We start from the raw sequence: 18,495 nt of genomic DNA, 5'->3' as shown, positions 1-18,495 counted from the left end.
ATTAAATATCGACATCCACCAAGTTACCCTTTTCTTCCAGCCAGGTGCGGCGCGCGCCACTCTCGGTGCGCCCCATCAGCATGTGCATCATGGCATTGGTTTGGTCTGTGTCCAGCTCGCCCAGGGTAACGGGCAACAATCGACGGGTGTCCGGGTTCAGCGTGGTTTCCCACAACTGCTCTGCATTCATCTCGCCCAAACCCTTGAAGCGGGAGATCTTGATGTTGTGTTCCTTCACGCCTTCCTTGCCCAGCTTGTCTTGCACCGCGAACAGCTCAGCTTCGTCCAGGCAATACAGCTTGCGCGCTGGTTTTTTACCCATGGCGGGCACATCCACCCGGAACAAAGGCGGACGTGCCACGTACACATGGCGATGGCGGATGAGCGCTGGAAAATGGCGATAAAACAGCGTGAGCAACAGCACCTGAATGTGCGAGCCATCCACGTCTGCATCTGACAGAATACAAATTTTCCCATAGCGCAAACCAGACAGGTCTGGTTCGTCTGACACGGCGTGCGGATCAACCCCAATGGCCACCGAAATATCGTGAATTTCCTGGTTGGCAAACAAACGGTCTTTGTCGGTTTCCCAAGCATTCAACACCTTACCCCGCAAGGGCAAGACAGCCTGAAACTCTTTGTCGCGGCCCATTTTGGCAGAGCCACCTGCTGAATCACCTTCCACCAAAAACACTTCATTCAACGTGATGTCGGTGCTTTCACAATCGGTGAGTTTGCCCGGCAAAATCGCCACCGAGGAACTCTTTTTCTTTTCCACTTTTTGAGCAGCGCGTGAACGAGCCTGAGCCTGCTTGATGGCCAGTTCAGCAATTTTCTTGGCGTCTTCCACGTGCTGGTTCAACCACAGTTCAAATACCGGACGGACCAATGACGATACCAATTTCACAGCGTCGCGGCTGTTCAGGCGTTCCTTGATTTGCCCCTGGAATTGAGGGTCGAGCACCTTGGCCGACAATACAAAACAGGCCTTGGAGAAGATGTCGTCGGGCATCAACTTGATACCTTTGGGAAGGAGTGAATGCAGTTCACAAAACAACTTCACAGCCTGGAACACAGCCTCGCGCAGGCCAGACTCATGGGTACCGCCCGCCGGGGTTGGAATCAGGTTCACGTAACTTTCACGCACCGGTGCACCTTCGGTCACGAAGGCCAGCGCCCAGGCAGCGCCCTCACCCTCTGCAAACCCCTCATCGCGCTTGAGATCAACGGTGAGGTCACCCGAGAACAGTGGTGCAACCAACTCGCGTTCCATCAATTCTTCACGCAAAAAGCCTGTCAAACCATCGTCAAATTTCCACTTGCGGGTTTCACCCGATTTCTCAATCACCAGCACCACTTCCACCCCCTTGAGCAGCACGGCCTTGCTGCGCAACAGGCGCTCCAGTTCAGCCATGGGTAGAGCGGGCGAGTCAAAGTATTTTGGGTCGGGCCACACACGGACCAGCGTGCCTTTTTTCGGGTCACCCGATGTTTGAGGGCGAACCTTGAGCTGTTCAACCACATCACCGCCGGAAAATGCCATGGAGCCAACCTGCTTGTCACGCACGGCAGCAACCTCCAGCCGAGTACTCAGCGCGTTGGTTACTGAAACACCCACACCATGCAAACCGCCCGAGAACCGGTAAGCACCACCATCTGCCTTGTTGAACTTGCCACCCGCATGCAGGCGAGTAAACACCAGCTCAATCACTGGGACTTTTTCCTCGGGGTGCAACCCGATGGGAATACCGCGACCTTCATCCTGAACAGACACACTGCCATCCACATGCACAGTGACCGTGATGCGGGAGCCGAACCCGCCCAGGGCTTCGTCAGCTGCGTTGTCGATGACTTCCTGAATGATATGCAAGGGACAGTCAGTACGGGTGTACATGCCGGGGCGCTGTTTGACTGGCTCCAGACCTTTCAAAACACGGATGGACGATTCTTGATATTGGCTCATGGCTTGGTCAATGGAAAACACCCTTGGATGATATCAACAACCGGCTGATTCTCCCGATTTCCGGAACCATTTCCGGGGATGAAGCACCTAGAACATGAATGAATTCCCGGGAGCGCCAAAGCTTGGAGCGGTTAACACAATTAAGTGGCGTTGAGAACTTGCACCCCGGTGACTCGCTTCGAATGATTAACTCCCGGTGTCGATTTTTGAGAGATTGCTACCCTTGTGGCTCAATCAAATCATACAAGCCGAGGAATCAATGCAATCCATCCCATTTCAAGTTGAGAGGTTTGCCGTGACCCCCAAGCTGACTCCCTTGAAAATTGCTGCCATCCAGCAGTGTGACACCGACCGAGGAACAACCACCCGCTCGGAGTTTGAGAGCCTGATTGCCAAACAGGACAAACGCCTGCGGAATTTTATCGTCAAACACTTTCGTGATGAAAATGCGGTCGAGGATGTTTTTCAACAAACATTGATCGAAGCGTACTGCTGCTGGGACAGCTTCCGCGGTGACGCCAAGCGCGCAACATGGCTGTTTGGCATTGCCTTGAACATCATTCGAAACATGTCACGCCGCTCCCCACAGTTTCGATTCAATTTCACCACCGATGACGAACTGGAAAACGAGCAGGCCGAGGATGCAGACCCACTGTCGCATTGCATGAAAAACGAATTCAGCATCAAGCTGCAAAGCGCGATCGACAAATTGCCAACCGACTTGAGAGAAACATTGGTGCTCGTCGTTCAAAATGGAAACTCCTATCAGGAAACAGCCGACATCCTGGGCATCCCGATTGGTACCGTTCGATCTCGCATTTCGAGATCCAGAGCACAGCTGAAAAACATTTACGATCAATACATGGACTGATGAACGCCCCTGAAGCTTGCATCCCAGACCCAACACAGAATACGACCGCCTTGATTCTTGAACAGTTGGGTATGGGCGGTGGTGAACTTGTTGGCGTTCAAACAAACCAGAGCTTTCGGATTGAATTTGAGAATCAGTTTTGTGTGGAGCTTTACCCACTGTCCAACAACATTTGCAGGATCAGTGCGCGTTTGAGCCGTTTGGCGAAATCACTTGAAACCCAAAATCGGCAAATTGAAAAGGCGCTGGATCTACAGAGAGATTTGATTCATCGAACACCACATGCCAGTGCCTTGGCGATTTCAAATCATGACAATTGCCTGCGCAGCGTGCTTGACCTGCAGTGGCCGACCACCGCAAGACTGCAGATGATCGGGCACTTTCAAGATTCGTCTGAAGACTTGATGCAACGCTTTCAGGAATTTGTTCATTTTGCATATGCATTCAAACTGACATTTTTGGCAGAAGGCTAAGGCCCGCGTTGGGGCTGTTGATGAAGCGGGTCAGAATTGATCAAGCCCGTTCAGTGCTGGCCACTTCCAATTCGCCCAGCAATGTATCAACCCAATGATCGAACGCCAGTTGAGCTTGCTCTGGCGAATCAAAGGTACGCATCAAACAAATATCCAGTTGATTAACGTTACGCAAATGTAGCGCAGAACCTGCGAGGCTGAAGAATCGCCACCGATAATCGAGCCATTCTCGATGACAACGGCTGTGGTATTCATTCAAGCGGAGTTCCCAGATGAATTCATGGGGTGCCGACTGATGCTGAAGAAGAGAGAACCAACCCAAACCCGGTTGAGTACGCTCAAGCAGTGTTAAATGACGTTCGATCACATCGGGATTAGAAGCCATGCGCTGATTACTCCACTTCAATACTGCAAACAACTGTCCTGCCGAAGGTACACCTCTGAAGAATCATTGCTGTTGATCACCTTGACTGACAGAGGCTGCAAGGGTTTGGACGCCAAGCGACTCATGACCGAATCGAAGGTGTTGACTCTCGCATTGACCGCTGAAACTCCAACACCACCCACAGCACCAGTGCTTGCGGCTTGGGAACGGAGTGAAATGAGGTTGCTGGGCAAATTGCTCATGAGATGTTTTCCAAAGGTTTTATTTGAGTGCAATTTCTGACGGACTGGTTCCATCGGAACGACCACTGGGATTGAATTCCAGTTCATACCGGCGCAAACGGTAATACAAGGCGTGCAGCGGTAAACCCAGTTCAGCACTGGCTGATTTTGCACAGCCCTGGTGTCGCTTCAACGCTTGCTGTATCAATGCCAGTTCGAATGCAGATACCCGCTCCTTGAAACTGAGCGGTGCCTGCTCATGCGCAGCCGGCAGTCCGTCCGGCCCGGTATCCAATCCAATCACGTGCCGCTGTGCGCACGCTTGTAGCTCACGCACATTGCCTGGCCAGGCATGACTCAACAATTGATCGGCCAACTCTGCCGTCAACACTGGCGCTGAGCATTGGTAACGCTGGGTAAATAAATTCAGGAAATTCGAATACAGGGGAACAATGTCTTCCAAACGGTCCCGCAAGGCAGGCAATTGCACCTGGGACACATGCAAGCGAAAGTAGAGGTCTTCACGAAAGCGCCCTGCATCAATCAACGCCCGAAAGTCCACCTTCGTGGATGCAATCACCCGGCACTCTGACTCGACATAATGATTGCCACCCAATCGTGTTGCTCCACGGTACTGAAGGGCTGTCAGCAATTTGGCCTGACAAGGTAAGCTCAGGCTGTCGATTTCGTCGAGGTACAAAGTACCTTGGTGGGCGAGCTCCAGTTTGCCGGGCCTGTCTTTGCTGGCACCTGTGTAGGCCCCTGCACTCACACCGAACAACTCCGCCTCAAACAAATTTTCCGGCAAGGCTGCACAATTCACGTGGACAAATTGACCAGTGCAGCGGGATTGTTGATGCAACCAACGCGCGGCGGTGTCTTTGCCTGCGCCAGTCGGTCCAAGCAACACGGTGTCGACTGTCAGGTTTTTCAATCGAGTCAGTTGCTGCACTGCCCGTCTCATGCCTGGCGATCGGACAACATCAGCATGAAATGGGTTATCCGCATCAGGCTCAGTGAATGAGCCTGACTGACCCAGTTGAAGAGAAAACGGCTGTGTCTTGGCCAGCTTTTCCAAAATCTGGACAGTTGACAATGGATCCGCTGGAACGACGATCGACGCAAAAATGGGTATATCGTGATACACATAGGTCTGCCACGGTTGATCGATGAAGCGGATGATCTGCGTGGCGGGATCCCTGCCCTCTGCCTTCAGCCGATCGATGAGGTTGACCAGCTCATCCACGGGTGAATCCACCGCAATCCAGTGGTCTGGCAAAGGCCGCCGGCTCAACAAATCTTCCAGTTGTATCTCCCTCAGCTCGGTTTGCATCAACAGGGCTGCTGCGCGCAAGCGGCTTCGTAGGTCTGGGGATCGTACACACACAGTCAGTCGGTTCATGACGGGCTTTGAAAGCGGCAACACGTGAATTGTCCTCAAAACAGTCTTCAGACACCTCACCCACTGGTGCGGGTAACCCGCATAGGTTCAGTGGGTTTTCTCAGGGGGCAATTCAGCGCGCTCCATCTCTTCTCGAAGTGCATCCCTGGCGCGAGACAGCCTGGAGCGGACTGTCCCAATTGGCAGATCCAATTCCACCGCAGCATCCTGATAACTCAGCCCCTCCAGCAACACCAGTTGGACCACACGTTGCATTTTCAAAGGCAAGTGTTCGATGGCGCCTCGAAGCAAATCAATGCGCTCGCGCTGCAGCGCAGCCTGCTCGGGTTCCAGCTCGCTGTTGCAGGGCAAATTGTTGATTTCGTCCTCACAATCGTCTTGACAAAATCGATGGCTGTCGTCGCGATAGCGGAAGTTTTTGACCAAGTTCAATGCAATACCGAACAACCAGGTTTCCGGTTTGGACTCACCACGGAAGCGGGACCAATTTCGGAATGCCGCCAAGTGTGTTTGCTGCAACACATCATCCACCCAGTCGTCTTTGCGCAAATGCTTTCGAATGAAATGGGTCAAACGGCTACGCTGACTGGTCAGGAGTATTTCCAGGGTGCGCAACTGCTCCGGGGCCAGTGGTGCATCCTGAACCAGCGCATGGGCCAACAGGCTGTCTTGAAGGCAGTGAACATCTTGCAGGGTATTCATCATCATGGGCCGACCTTTTGAGAATGTATTTCCTTCTCACGGTGCAGGTGTTGTGCCAACAACCCCATGTATGCAACCTATTGATATATTGATATTTAATTGGGTTAACTCGAACGCTGCGTTTGAATTTTTGTATACAGCCCGCGCAATCAACGTCGAAAAAACCAAATCAGACGCCACAGGCAAACCCGGAACGCTCCCGTTGGCTGGTGGTGTAGAATACGGCGCTGGTCAGGTGGTCCCGGTCGTATAATGGATAATACAGGCCCCTCCTAAGGGTCAAATACAGGTTCGATTCCTGTCCGGGGCACCACGGAACTTTCAAGCGTCGATGTGGGTCATCTCTGTTATTGCCTTTGAGATTGCTCCATGACCGTACCCGGTGCAGTAAGCACAATCGAGTGGGTCGCAGCCGTGCTGTTTGGCTTGGCTGTTCTTCACACATTTTCCACCAAGCTGTTCGCCAAGCTGGCCCACGGTCACTCTGCGCATTCAGGCCTTTGGCACTGGTTCGCTGAAATCGAGGTGGTATTCGGCGTGTGGGCACTGGTGCTCATGCTCAGCCTGTATGCCTTGCTGGGCGAGCAGCAGGCCGTGGCTTATCTGGAAAGTCGCAATTTTACGGAACCACTGTTTGTGTTTGCCATCATGGTGGTGGCCGCCAGCAGACCTATTTTGCTGAGTGTGCAATATCTACTTGAAACAGCCACCCGATTCATGCCAGTGAACCAGGGCATTGCCATGTATTGGTTGTGCCTGGGGATTTTGCCACTGTTGGGCTCGTTCATCACCGAACCTGCAGCCATGACCCTGGCAGCCTTGCTGTTGCGAGACCGATTCTTTACTGCGTCGGTCAGCAGTCGCTTTCGTTACGCCACCTTGGGTGTGTTGTTTGTCAATATTTCAATTGGCGGAACATTGACCAATTTTGCAGCACCACCGGTCCTGATGGTGGCCGCAAGCTGGAACTGGAGCTCGACCTTCATGCTGACCCAATTTGGGTGGAAGGCAGCTCTGGCGGTGTTTGTAAATGCCAGTGTGCTGGCACTGTGGGTACGGCATGAACTCAGAGACCTGAAAATGCCAAAAAATGCAGAGGTGCCAGTTCCACGATTGGTGAGTGCGATACACGTCACCTTTTTGGTGGGTGTTATCGTGTTCGCGCATCATCCACCTGTGTTCATGGGTTTGTTGCTGTTTTTCATTGGCTACACAGAGGCCTACAAGCAGCATCAATCGCCACTCATCCTCAAAGAGGCGTTGTTGGTGGCTTTTTTCCTGGCTGGATTGGTGGTGTTGGGTGGACTGCAACAGTGGTGGTTACAAGACACCCTGCTGGGCGTCGGTTCAGGTGCGCTATTTTTCCTGGCCACCGGTTTGACGGCGATTACCGACAATGCGGCGTTGACCTATTTGGCCTCTTTGGTTGAAGGCACCAGCGCTGAGTTCCGTTATGCGATTGTGGCTGGGGCGGTGACAGGGGGTGGTTTAACGGTGATTGCCAATGCGCCCAATCCCGCTGGCCTGTCCATTTTGAAAGACCGCTTCACTGATGGGACGGTTAACCCGATAAAGCTGCTCCTGGCGGCTTTGCCGCCAACAGTGATTGCTGGCAGCGCTTTCATGCTGCTATAAAAAAACCCCGCCAGAGGCGGGGTTCAAACTCGATTACAGACTGCTGGTTTGGGCGCCCAATTCAGCGACGCCGGGTACAACGCTTCTTGCATGCCGGTGATGCATGCAATCTCTCAATTGGCTTGTTCAGCGGTGATTCTCCAGTGCCCATCTTCTTTGCTCAAGCGCAAGGTTTTTTGAGTCACTTCCTTGAAATTGTCCGAACGGTAATCTTGTTCAAAGGTGGCCACCGCCGTGGCTGAATTGCCATCGGCCGTGACATCGATTTTGAGGTTGGCCAATGACACTTCAATGGACTTTTTGCTGGCGATCCGCTGGCGACGCTGTTTTTCCCACTGATCGCGGGACAAAGCACCCGGAATCTCAAATTTAGGTGAGTAGAAACTAAGGTAGCCATTGACGTCACGCGCACTCCAGGCCGCAGCCCAATTGCTCACAGTTTCATTCACCTCCGCCTTCAAGGCCCCCAAATCGGGGCCGGCTGGCACGGGTTCAGGCGCTGGGGCAGCAGGTTCCGCCGCTGTTACGACCGGTGCAGCATCGGCAGGCAATGCTGGTGCCTCAGCAGCAGGTGCTGCCGCCGGTGCAGCTGGTGCGGCTGGTACTTCACTGCCCAGTTCTTTCGGGCGAAGCTGGTCCAGACCGAGGAAGTGGCTGACCGGCTTCAATGCCTCGGCATTGTTGATCATCAACTGACCACCGTACACCACAATCAACAAGCCGGTCATCATGGTGTAAACAGGCAGCAGCCAGCGCTCGTACTTGTAATAGAACGGACGGTGTTTGCTTTCTGCGTCGGCCTTGTCCATTTCCGCCTCGCCCACCACTTGCCGAGCAAGCAGCTGGTTCAGCGCCACAGGTGGTGACAGGTAACCCAATTCAAACGCGGTGACCACAATCATCCAGAAGTGCACGGGGTGAATGCCGTTGGAATACGCCACTGGGGCGACTGTGGCTGACACCAGAATCACCGCACCGAACGGGTCCATCACCATGCCGATGAAAATCATCAACAGCATGAGCAAGGTGAGTGCAATCCACACACTGCCCATGTCGGCCGGCACCAGGCTCATGATGCCGGAGCGTTCGATCATGCCACCCACACTGACCGACAAGGCCATCAGCATGATCAGCGCGCCGATGTGACCGATGGTCTCGGTGGTGGCTGCTCGCACCGCAAATTCCAAGCCTTGGTTCTGCTTTTTCTCGGACGGTGTGTCGCCACCCACCTTGGTGGGGCCACCGCGCAGTTTGTCGAAAATGATCACGAACAGCATGATCACGGGCAACATCACCGGTGCAGTGAATTCGTCCAGCTTGGTGTCCAGCAGGTATTCATAGCCAAACACCACCAGCAGCATGATGACGATGTAGGGTGACACCGGCACCAAGGCCCGCAATGACTGCGGCAAGGCGTCTTTGGCTTTGGCCCGTTCAATGGCACGGCCTTCCGACTTCAGCAAAGCGATGATGACAAACAGGGTGGATGTCATGATGAACACGAACAGACCCCAGCCGTACAACTCACTGGTGGTGACTTCCTTGTTCAAGGCGGCAATCACCACAATCAGCAAGCAGGGGCGAAGTACCACACCCAGTGAACCGGACATGGCTGCAGCGGCCAGCGCAAACTGGCGGCGGGCACCCACGCCCAACACTTCCCGGTACACGATGGCACCGGCAGCAATCACAAATACACCCGAAGCCCCGGTGTAGGCCGTGGGCACCGCAGCGGCCAACAGCACAATCCAGGTAAACACTTCGGGCGGCAGTTTCCATGGGCGCAGAATGTCCATGAACAACTGCACCACGCGGGTTTGCTTCAACAGCATACCTGCCCACAGGTACAACGCCAGGTTCAGGAAGATGGAGGCCAGTTCGGTGATTTGACCAAAATAAATGGCCAAGCCAGCAACATAGTCGTCCATGAAGAAGTTGAAGCCCGCATTGATGGCCATGAAGGCATACAGCGGAATACTCAGGACACCCAAGCCGTATGAGCCACCGGGCTCGGCATGGGCCGGCATTTTCAACACGTCGCGCAGGCTGATTAGCGACAGGCCTGCAAACAAAATAATCGAGATCCAGCTAATCGCCGGGTGCTCCACCGGTACACCAGAGTCCATCTGCAGCTTGAGGTAATAGCTGGTGGACACAAACATGATGAGGTTGGCAATCAACATGGCGACCGAATACACCTGGAAATCTTTCCGGGTGCGGGGCGGCCTCAAATTGATGTGGTGATACCCCATGGTCGTGGTCACGGCGGCAATGGCCACCATCACCAGTAGAATCAACGGCCGGTTTTCAGTACCAAATTTAAAGATGCCGAAGAAACCGGTCTCCAGACTTCGAAACGCTTTGAGTTCGGGGGTGATGGCTTTGCTGACTTTCTCGTACACCGCATAGCGTTCCTGACACAAGGAACGGGCTGCTTCCAGGGACTGGCGGATTTCATCTGGGTTTACTTCCTGGGGACCAAACAGGGAATCCAGATCGGAGGCCGGTGCATTTTTCGCCTTTTCAACTTCTTTGGCCACCAGGGTATCGATGTCTGGATTGGGATCGCAGGTGGGCTTTTCCGGATCGGCACGCAGCAGGAAGTATTGAACCTGTTTTTCCGAATCACCAAACATGCGCTCGCCCAGCCGCAACAACTGGCCGTGAACCATCTCACCGGTACCGATGATCAGGGTCAACAACAGCAACGAGAAGATGGGTAAGCTGGATAACCATTCCTGTGGGGAACGGCCAATCCACTTTTTGCCTGCGGAAGTCTGCATGACGAGTCCTTATCAGTGCCAGCCCTTGGGCCAACGAACAAAACAATAGGTGTTTAGCAACTGTAAAAACGGGGGCATGCACAACCCCCGCTTTTTTAGGTCAAATAACCCGGTGCAGGTCTGCCGCACCGGTGACACATGGCATTACAGCTCGTTCTTGGTCGCGCATTCGGAGTCTGCACGGTTTACACCGCAACGAATGCTTTTCATGATGTTCAAGGTTTTGGGATCATAGGCACCGCTCTTGGCCAGGTCCACGCGGGACTCACGCAACAACACGGTGTATTTCACGGAATCTGCTGGCGCAATTTCCATCCAAGCTGCGGCTGGAATGGCTTTCTCGGCGTTGTGAACGATCTTCAAACCGTCACCAAAACGCTTGGCCCAGTAGTCACGCGACTTGGTGGCAAAACCATCGGGGAACTTGGTTTTGTTGACCACGATCTGGTAAGTCAACACAGCCACGGGGAAGCGTGCAATTGCACCCTTGGTGCCCACGCCTTTGTAGAGTTCCAGTGGCTTGTAGGCAGCAGCGGGCGCGGCAATGATGTCCACAGACCCGTTGTTGAACTTGGCACCGAAGTTGGAAATGTCGGCAGACACTGGGGATGCACCCACTTTGGAAATCATCTGCTTCTGAGCTGAATCGTAGTCAAAAGAGGCGATTTTCTTGCCAGCCAGCTTTTCCACCGAGTTGATGGAGCGGTCGCGGGTGTACAGGTAAGCAGCACCGAACGGGATGATGCCGGCGACTTGGTAGTTGCCAGAGGTCATCAGTGCATCGGCTTTCTCGGAGGCAAACAGCTGAATGGTGCGCTTGACCACTTCGTAGCTCAGGTCCATGTCCACCTTGCCGTCTTTCACCACAGAAGCGGCACCCAGGGCGTCGATGGAACCGGCCACCGAGTTGTAAGCGCGTGTGCGGAATGATGTGGCCACGAGCATGTCGCACTGGCCAGTCTTGAAGTTTTCGGACGCAATTTTCTCGTCGGTGAATGGCTCCAGTTCCAACTCGGCACCAAAGCCCTTGGCAGTCAAGGCATAGTCTTTGGTCATGTTGAACACATCACCACCAGCACCCAAAATGTCGAACACGCACACTTTGTTTTTGGCTGCCAGGGCTGGCGTTGCTGCTGCCATCATGGCGAGGCCCAAACCGGCGGCCACTGCTTTCAGTTTAATTGTCATGGAATATCTCCCTTCAGGTAGTTGACGCTCACGGGACAGGCGGGCAACTCGAGGTTGAACCGCCCAGTGCAACATCCGCAGCATTATTTCAATAGATCGTCCACGTTCATGCCTTCAGGCATCGCGGCTTCTTCGTCCCAGTATTTACCCATGGCACCCACTGGCGTGCGGGTTCCCGTATTCTCGGTCCAGTAACGGTCTGACAGGTTCAGCATCGTGGTGGACGCCAAAGCCTCAACCAACCGGTATTGTTTGCTGGGCTTGAAGTCTTTGACGTTGGCAAATCGCTTGGTGGCGTCGCGGAAGCGAGCCGTGTCGCCCACAGCCAGTGCAGACAAACCATACATCACGTGGGCCAAACGAACGCCGTGGCGCTCACCGATGGTCATGGACAGGCGGAAGGTTCCCCAGATGTCCTTGCCTTCAGAGGCACCGGGAAGAATGCTCCACACCACCGCACGGGCCGCATTGGGAGCACCCCACCACTTGCCGTTTTGCAAACAGGCCAGTGCACGTTCCGCTTTGGGTGCGATGTCGGTGGGCACGCCCACCATTTGCTGCGACGCAATATCATTCACCACGGCTTGCAAGCCAGCCACGGTACCCAAGAGGTAAACCAGCTCATCAAAATCGCGCTCGAATTCGGGGCACTTGTCGCCGTACGAGAACCGGTACTTGTCTTCCAGTTTGGTGCGCATGACCTCGAAGCTGGCCAGTTGGCGGCGGGCCGTCAGTTCCAACAAGCGCTTTTGGGCAATTCGCGCGTCTTGCGCTTCAGGAATGCGGTTTTCTTTGGATGCACGAAGGTAGCGCAGCTCTTCTTCCACAGCCCGGGCTTCTGAACAGGCGGCAGCTGACACATACAGCAAGGACTCGATCAGTGAAGGGTCACCGTGGAAGGCGCGCAAGGCTGAATTCAGGAGGGGGAAGTTGGATTGGGCGAAATTACAACCCATGTCAACATCGGCAATTTCAAGCTGGGGAGGAAGAACGCGGCGTTCAACCAGATTAATGGCCAGGTTGGTGGCAGCCCCTTCTACCTTGGCGCACCCTGAAACGAATGCCGTGAGTGCAAGAAAGCCAGAAATGGCGGCTATGCGTAGTACGCCCGCTTTGATCATTCAGATGTCTCCGTCAGTGTTTTTCTTTTTACCTTGCAAGCGGTCAATTGGATTTGACCGGCGAGTAACAAAGTTATTTTTTGTTATTAAACCATGAATCACCGGGCACACAAAGGGAAGTCGCGCTCTAAAAGCCGTATTTGCCGCAGTATCCGAACGGTGATTCGAAAAATGGATGCAAAAAGCCCCCCAGTTCCAGCGGTAACTTTCCCCTCGAAGTTGGGACAATCAGGTGTTGGTTTTTTTCAGAAGATGCCCATGACACCCACATTGAATGCTGCGGAACGTGCGCACACCCCCCCTTCTGCGCTCAATCCTGCCGTCCACCAGGCGGTGCAGGACATGACGCCATTGAAGGGCAAAAATGCATTGGTGGTGGACTCAGCCTTGGCAACACGCCGGGCCTTGCAGGACCAACTGTCTCAGTTGGGTGCCCGATCGGTGGTGTTTGCCAGCAGCGTATCCGAAGTGGAGCAACAACTGCTGAGCCGGGATTACTCGCTCATTGTGTGTGAATACCAACTGGAAGGCGAACGCAACGGACAACAATTGCTGGAAGACTTGCGGGTTAACCGGAAACTGGACCCACACGTGGCTTTTATGATGGTGACGGGTGAGCGCAGCTACGCGAATGTCGTGGCAGTGGCCGAATTTGAACCCGATGATTACTTGATCAAACCATTCACCGCCTCGACACTGTCTGATCGGGTGGTTCGCATTTTTAATAAAAAACTTCGCCTGTCCAAGATTTATTCGGCCCATTTTGAGGGTCGGTTTGAGGAATTGCCGGCCCTGTGCCTGGAGATGCTGGTGGAATACCCCCAGTACAGCCTCGAACTGGAAAGGGTGCGAATCGAGTCGTATTTCAGATCGGGGCAACTGGACAAAGCCGAGGCCGCCCTGAAAGAAGACCTGGAGCAAGAGCCACGCCCCTGGATGAAGCTATTGCTGGCCAAATTGAAAGTGGAACGCAAACGCTATGATGAGGCTGGTCAATTGCTGTCGGGTATCGTGAAACACAACCCCGAATACCTGGCTGCGAGTGATTTGTTTGCCGATGTGTTGTGGGAACAAAACCGCCCAGCCGATGCGTTGGATATTCTCGAAAAAATGGGTGCCAAGGCCCTGGCCTCCACCACGCGGTTGCGAAAACTGGCGGATTTGTCTGTGCGGGTGGGAGACAACACCCGATCCAAGAATTACCTGAACAAGGTTATTGATCGTTCCAGAAACACGTCCCTGTCGCAGTTGGGCGACTACTTGCAACTGTCGAAAATTTATGTGGCTGAAGGCCGAGTGGATGAGGCGGAAAAGCTGACTGCCAAACTGCGCAGCACCGTGAGTTCCAGTGCACTGGAGATCGCACGGGCCATCCTGAACATTCAGCGCGATATTTCAGATGACCGGGGCGGCCGTGCCAAAGAACGATTGCATGCATTCTTTGAGGAACACACGGACGACCTGGACAGCATGGAACCTGAAACACTAACCAGTCTGCTGGAAATGTGTTTTTCAGTGAATATCCCGGGGAAAGGCTACGAACTAGCCCGACTGATTTCCAAGAGGAAGCCCAGCAAAGGCATGCTAGACCGTATTCGCGTGGCCATTGAAGCCTTCAAACAGGATTTTGAGGACAGTTAAAGCACGAACACCGGGCTACTGCGACCTGAACACCTGCTGAATGAGTTCGTCCAGATACTGGTTGTAAAAATCGGGCAATCCAGCCCCTTGCAACGGTTTGGCAGGTGTACCCCCCGTGGGTGTAAACACCCAAACTGTGGGCGAGAACTTCACATCCAGGCGCTGAGCAACTGCTTTACCGGTTCGTTGTTGACCGTCAAACCAGACCACCCGACGGCGATCGTCGGTAAAGTCCAATTCAAATACACGCACGTGCCCTCGATAAGCAGGGTCTTTTTCCAGGTGACGCAAAGACTGCGCCCGCACCTGCTCGCAATACGTGCAATCTGGAATGGAAAACAGAATGACCACCGCGCCTGGTTGTTGAAGGCTCAGCGCGTGAGCCTGAGACAGGTCCACCGGAAACGGCAGGTGCTGGTCCTGGCCATACGAGCCCCCAGACAGTGCTGCACACCACAACAGCAGCAGACACCTGATCATCATCTACAGCACCAAGCCGGGATTGCCTTGCATGCCAGCGAGCTCGGGCAGATAAGGGAATTTTTTCGCAATGGTTTTGTGGGCTTTCAAGTAGCCTTCCACCACATCCCAAATGGGTGCACCTGGCGCATTTTTTGCCGCCTCGGCCACTGGCGCCCAACCGGCGACTTTGTAGAGTTTGTCGGCATCCAACGGTTTGCCGTTCAAACGCAGGTTGTCAATGCGCCTGCCCATTCCTTCATTGGGCCTGCACGTGTAGGTGAGCCCGCCCACGCGAACCATGTCACCACCCTGCTGATAATACGGGTCCGGGTTGAACAGGTTGTCGCACACGTCCTCCAGAATGGTCTTGATCATGCTGCCGGGCATGTCGGTCAATGTGGTGTAAGGATAAGTGATGGCAGTTTGATCCATCACATGTTCGCGGGTGATGGTCTGCCCGGGCAGCAAGGTGGTCCCCCAACGGAAGCCTGGCGAAAATGCAATCTCGGCGCCCTTCACTTCCATCAAGGCATCGACAATCAACTGGTCCCAACTGCCATTGAAATTGCCGCGCCGGTACAACAGCCCTTCGGTGACTGCCAGTGGTTCGGCCAGCCTGGCGGCAAACGGTGCACGAACACGATCGATCAGTGCTTGCATGGCTGGGTCGGCGGGTAACAAGTTGGAAAATACGGGAAGCAATCGATAACGGAAATCTTGCAATCGACCGCCCCGAACATCCATGTCCAACACACCGAGAAACTTGCTGTTGCTGCCCGCGTTGGTGACATGGGTCACCCCACCAGGGTTTTTCACGGCGATGGGTTTTGGCACACCGTCGTGCGTATGCCCACCCAGAATAAAGTCGATGCCGCGAACGCGGCTGGCCATTTTCAGGTCCACATCCATGCCATTGTGGGACAACACCACCACCACTTGGGCGCCTTTGGTTTTGACCTCTTCCACCACGGATTGCATGGTCTCTTCCTGAATACCAAATGACCAATCAGCCACCATATACCGTGGGTTGGCAATCGGTGTGTAAGGGAATGCCTGGCCAATGATGGCAACCCGAACACCGTTGATGACCTTCATCACATGGCTGGGAAACACTGCATCGCCAAAATCGACGGTTTTGATATTTTGGGCAATGATGTCAATTTGACCTTTGAAATCATTCTGCGCAATTTCCAGGACACGGGCTTGCCCGTAGGTGCATTCCCAGTGAAGGGTCATGACATCCACACCCAGCAACTTGCTGGCATCGACCATGTCTTGGGCATTGGTCCAAAGACTGGTGGCTGAGCCCTGCCAGGTGTCTCCGCCATCGAGCAAAACTGCCCCGGGGCGTTGGGCTTTCATCTGCTGAACCAACGTGGCCAGGTGCGCAAAGCCACCCACTTTGCCGTACTTTTGCGCGGCTGCCTCAAAATTCAGGTGGGTGAAAGCATGGGCCTGCGGGGTGCCTCGGGATATGTTGAACGCCTTGAGCAACTGCTCGCCCACCAGGTGAGGCGCCTTTCCAAGCGCGCTGGCCACCCCGAGATTGACACTGGGTTCGCGAAAATAAATCGGTGTGAGCTGGGCATGGCAATCGGTGAAATGCAACAGGCTGGCATTGCCAAACGGTTTGATGTCGTACAGTGCAGTGCCTTTGCCGGCCGCCAACGCATCTGGACTGTTGAGCACCATGCCAGCAGCCGAGGCAGCAGCCAGCATACCCATGAATTCACGTCGATTCATTTGCATGAGAATGTGTCCAGTGGAGTAAATGACATCGGAGGCGACACTGTCGCCCCCGAGCAGTGAACGCTTACTTGTTGACCGGTGAGTCGGGCGACATCAACAGGGCCATCACGTCCTTGATTTGCGCTTCGGTCAAAATGCCTGCATCGCCAAACCGGGGCATCACCGAACAGGCGTTGTACGCATGGGAGTTCCAGATTTTCGCCCAAGTGTACTTCATGGTCTCTTCGCTGTTGCCACGCAATTTGGCGTAGTTGTAGAGCGAGGGGCCGATATTGCCGTAAGCCAATTCCTGGGGGGCCAGTTGGTGGCAGGCGTAACAGTTGCCGCCAGCCGGGTCACCGGCTTTGTCGGAAAACTGAAAACCCGTACCAGTTTGTGCAATTTTCTCGCCGCTTTTCCAGTCGCCCAAATACTGGCCATCTGCAGGAAACTTCACGGAACTCAGCGCTGCTTTTTCGATGGCTGCACGTGTCGATTCAGGCAGTGGTTTGCCAGAGTCGGCGACCGAACATGCCTCCTGCAAGGCAGTCTGCTGCACGCGCTCCAGTTTGGCCTGGCCCTTGTCCTGAAAGCTGCTCAACAGTTCCTGACGAATTTGCCCATCACTCACCCTGGGTGAATCTTGCAGAATTGCACAGCCCGCAACCGTGAGACCCACTGTACCCAAAGCGATGTAAACAGTTTTACGCATCATGTGTGTGCTCCTTCAACGCTTCAGCGAAGTGGCCTGCATCGTACCGCCTTTGGCATTCACGCCCAGGAAGGTGATGAGGTCGATGGACGCCTGCGAACCAAACTTCAGTTCAGGAAAGCGCTGCTGGCGGAAACAGTCATACATGCGCCACTGCATGCTGCGAACCGCCCCTTGGGAAACCCGGTAAGCTGGCCATGCGGCAAAAGCGGCTTGTGCGGGGCCCGACTTGGTCAGGTTGGGTAGACCTTGCAACCGAATGCGCTTGTCGTCAGACCCATGGCAACTGGCACATGAAAAATCGTAAGGGCCACCCCGGTAATAAAACAATTTCTCGCCGCGTGCACGGGCCGCGCGCTCTTCCGGGTGCGATTGCGGAACATCAATCGTTGCCCCGCGGGACTGGGCATATACATAGGCAACCAGCGATTCCATTTCGGTGGGTTTTTCCGCCGTGCCAGAGAAGGGTTTTTTAATCACCTCCGCCTCATCCCGGCCTTGCAAATTCACCATGCAATACACCAGACGGGATTCCACATCCAGCACCTTCCCCGCATCGGCGAAAAACTTGGGTAACTTGGCCACAGCGCCTTCCAGCTTGCCGGGGCCCATGCCCAAATCGCACTGTTCCAGGGAAACCTTTTTCGGGCCTTTCGGTGTTTTCCACAAGTCTTCGCCGCGCAGTTCAACCAACTCGGCCGGGTTGCCATCGGCCAACATGTCCCGATATTCCTGAATGCCCTGCTCGGTGGTTTTTTGTGCCATGGCCACTGGGCTACCCACCAGGTAACCGATGGTGCAACCCACTGCGAGCGCAAGCCATGAGCCTGCCTTGACCGACAATTTGCGGTGTGATGTGTGTGTCATCCCCGACTCCTTCTGGTTGTGATTGGATTAGGCAATCTTGGCCTTGTCGGTCCGTGTTTCGCCTTTGTTGTCGACCCAGCTAACTTCAACCGTATCGCCCACATTGCCGCCCTTGAACTGGAACGAGAGGAATGGATTCTTGGAAACCGATGGACCCCAGTTGGCCTGAAGCACCACTTTGTCGTTGCACTTGGCGGTAACCGTCTGAATGTACCACGCAGGCACCAAACTACCATCGGCGGCTTTGCGCTGACCGGTTTCCATTTCATGGGACATCAACACTTTCACTTCCACATCAGCGCCATTGGCTTTGGCGCGAATTTTCATTGGATCTGCCATTT

17 protein-coding genes and 1 tRNA gene are annotated in these 18,495 nt (G+C 54.3%); 5 read left to right on the top strand and 13 right to left on the bottom strand.

Annotation, left to right across the window (positions count from 1 at the left end):
- Position 1: 1 nt before the first annotated feature.
- Complete coding sequence (locus NQT62_RS05175; protein ID WP_256763597.1) at positions 2-1,963, bottom strand: DNA topoisomerase IV subunit B; 1,962 nt, start codon at positions 1,961-1,963, stop codon at positions 2-4.
- A gap of 295 nt (positions 1,964-2,258) precedes the next feature.
- Between NQT62_RS05175 and NQT62_RS05170 the strand changes: the two genes are divergently transcribed.
- Complete coding sequence (locus NQT62_RS05170; protein ID WP_256763596.1) at positions 2,259-2,834, top strand: RNA polymerase sigma factor; 576 nt, start codon at positions 2,259-2,261, stop codon at positions 2,832-2,834.
- Positions 2,834-3,307, top strand: a complete 474-nt coding sequence (locus NQT62_RS05165; protein ID WP_256763595.1) for a hypothetical protein — start codon at positions 2,834-2,836, stop codon at positions 3,305-3,307. The genes NQT62_RS05170 and NQT62_RS05165 overlap by 1 nt, the downstream gene beginning before the upstream one ends.
- 40 nt (positions 3,308-3,347) lie before the next feature.
- Here the strand turns inward: NQT62_RS05165 and NQT62_RS05160 are convergent, their stop codons facing one another.
- The 4 genes from NQT62_RS05160 to NQT62_RS05145 form a co-directional block, all read right to left on the bottom strand.
- Positions 3,348-3,692: a hypothetical protein gene (locus tag NQT62_RS05160; protein WP_256763594.1), complete on the bottom strand. Its 345-nt coding sequence runs from the start codon at positions 3,690-3,692 to the stop codon at positions 3,348-3,350.
- A gap of 17 nt (positions 3,693-3,709) precedes the next feature.
- Positions 3,710-3,934 (bottom strand): hypothetical protein, encoded by a 225-nt coding sequence (locus NQT62_RS05155; RefSeq protein ID WP_256763593.1) that lies wholly within the window; start codon positions 3,932-3,934, stop codon positions 3,710-3,712.
- 19 nt (positions 3,935-3,953) lie between these two features.
- Positions 3,954-5,315 (bottom strand): sigma 54-interacting transcriptional regulator, encoded by a 1,362-nt coding sequence (locus NQT62_RS05150; protein ID WP_256763592.1) that lies wholly within the window; start codon positions 5,313-5,315, stop codon positions 3,954-3,956.
- An 87-nt stretch (positions 5,316-5,402) separates the two neighbouring features.
- Positions 5,403-6,023: an RNA polymerase sigma factor gene (locus NQT62_RS05145; RefSeq protein ID WP_256763591.1), complete on the bottom strand. Its 621-nt coding sequence runs from the start codon at positions 6,021-6,023 to the stop codon at positions 5,403-5,405.
- A gap of 232 nt (positions 6,024-6,255) precedes the next feature.
- Between NQT62_RS05145 and NQT62_RS05140 the strand changes: the two genes are divergently transcribed.
- A tRNA-Arg gene (locus tag NQT62_RS05140) sits at positions 6,256-6,330 on the top strand.
- A gap of 56 nt (positions 6,331-6,386) precedes the next feature.
- On the top strand, positions 6,387-7,652 hold the full coding sequence (locus tag NQT62_RS05135; RefSeq protein WP_256763590.1) for a putative Na+/H+ antiporter: 1,266 nt from the start codon (positions 6,387-6,389) through the stop codon (positions 7,650-7,652).
- Between the two features lie 113 nt (positions 7,653-7,765).
- Here NQT62_RS05135 and NQT62_RS05130 read toward each other — a convergent pair whose 3' ends face one another.
- The 3 genes from NQT62_RS05130 to NQT62_RS05120 form a co-directional block, all read right to left on the bottom strand.
- The gene (locus NQT62_RS05130; protein ID WP_256763589.1) at positions 7,766-10,435 is read right to left on the bottom strand and encodes a TRAP transporter large permease subunit; all 2,670 of its coding nucleotides are present in this window, start codon (positions 10,433-10,435) and stop codon (positions 7,766-7,768) included.
- Positions 10,436-10,579: 144 nt separating this feature from the next.
- Entirely contained in the window at positions 10,580-11,623 is a 1,044-nt protein-coding gene (locus tag NQT62_RS05125; RefSeq protein ID WP_256763588.1) for a putative solute-binding protein, read from the bottom strand.
- An 83-nt stretch (positions 11,624-11,706) separates the two neighbouring features.
- A complete protein-coding gene (locus NQT62_RS05120; RefSeq protein WP_256763587.1) occupies positions 11,707-12,744 on the bottom strand; it encodes a hypothetical protein in 1,038 nt (345 codons plus the stop codon).
- A gap of 258 nt (positions 12,745-13,002) precedes the next feature.
- Between NQT62_RS05120 and NQT62_RS05115 the strand changes: the two genes are divergently transcribed.
- Positions 13,003-14,385: a tetratricopeptide repeat protein gene (locus NQT62_RS05115; RefSeq protein WP_256763586.1), complete on the top strand. Its 1,383-nt coding sequence runs from the start codon at positions 13,003-13,005 to the stop codon at positions 14,383-14,385.
- Positions 14,386-14,400: 15 nt separating this feature from the next.
- Here NQT62_RS05115 and NQT62_RS05110 read toward each other — a convergent pair whose 3' ends face one another.
- The 5 genes from NQT62_RS05110 to soxZ form a co-directional block, all read right to left on the bottom strand.
- The gene (locus tag NQT62_RS05110; protein WP_256763585.1) at positions 14,401-14,868 is read right to left on the bottom strand and encodes a thioredoxin fold domain-containing protein; all 468 of its coding nucleotides are present in this window, start codon (positions 14,866-14,868) and stop codon (positions 14,401-14,403) included.
- Positions 14,869-16,590, bottom strand: coding sequence for a thiosulfohydrolase SoxB (soxB, locus tag NQT62_RS05105; protein WP_502361302.1), 1,722 nt, complete (start codon positions 16,588-16,590; stop codon positions 14,869-14,871). It lies immediately after the preceding gene.
- A 70-nt stretch (positions 16,591-16,660) separates the two neighbouring features.
- Positions 16,661-17,287, bottom strand: a complete 627-nt coding sequence (gene soxX, locus NQT62_RS05100; RefSeq protein ID WP_370569150.1) for a sulfur oxidation c-type cytochrome SoxX — start codon at positions 17,285-17,287, stop codon at positions 16,661-16,663.
- A 15-nt stretch (positions 17,288-17,302) separates the two neighbouring features.
- Positions 17,303-18,154, bottom strand: coding sequence for a sulfur oxidation c-type cytochrome SoxA (gene soxA, locus NQT62_RS05095; protein ID WP_256763582.1), 852 nt, complete (start codon positions 18,152-18,154; stop codon positions 17,303-17,305).
- 27 nt (positions 18,155-18,181) lie between these two features.
- A complete protein-coding gene (gene soxZ, locus NQT62_RS05090) occupies positions 18,182-18,493 on the bottom strand; it encodes a thiosulfate oxidation carrier complex protein SoxZ (protein WP_256763580.1) in 312 nt (103 codons plus the stop codon).
- Positions 18,494-18,495 lie beyond the last annotated feature (2 nt).

It is taken from the genome of Limnobacter humi (assembly GCF_024518835.1).
Classification (GTDB): domain Bacteria; phylum Pseudomonadota; class Gammaproteobacteria; order Burkholderiales; family Burkholderiaceae_B; genus Limnobacter; species Limnobacter humi.
The sequence above is the reverse complement of the archived record's forward strand: the minus strand, read 5'-3'. Positions and strand labels throughout refer to the sequence as shown.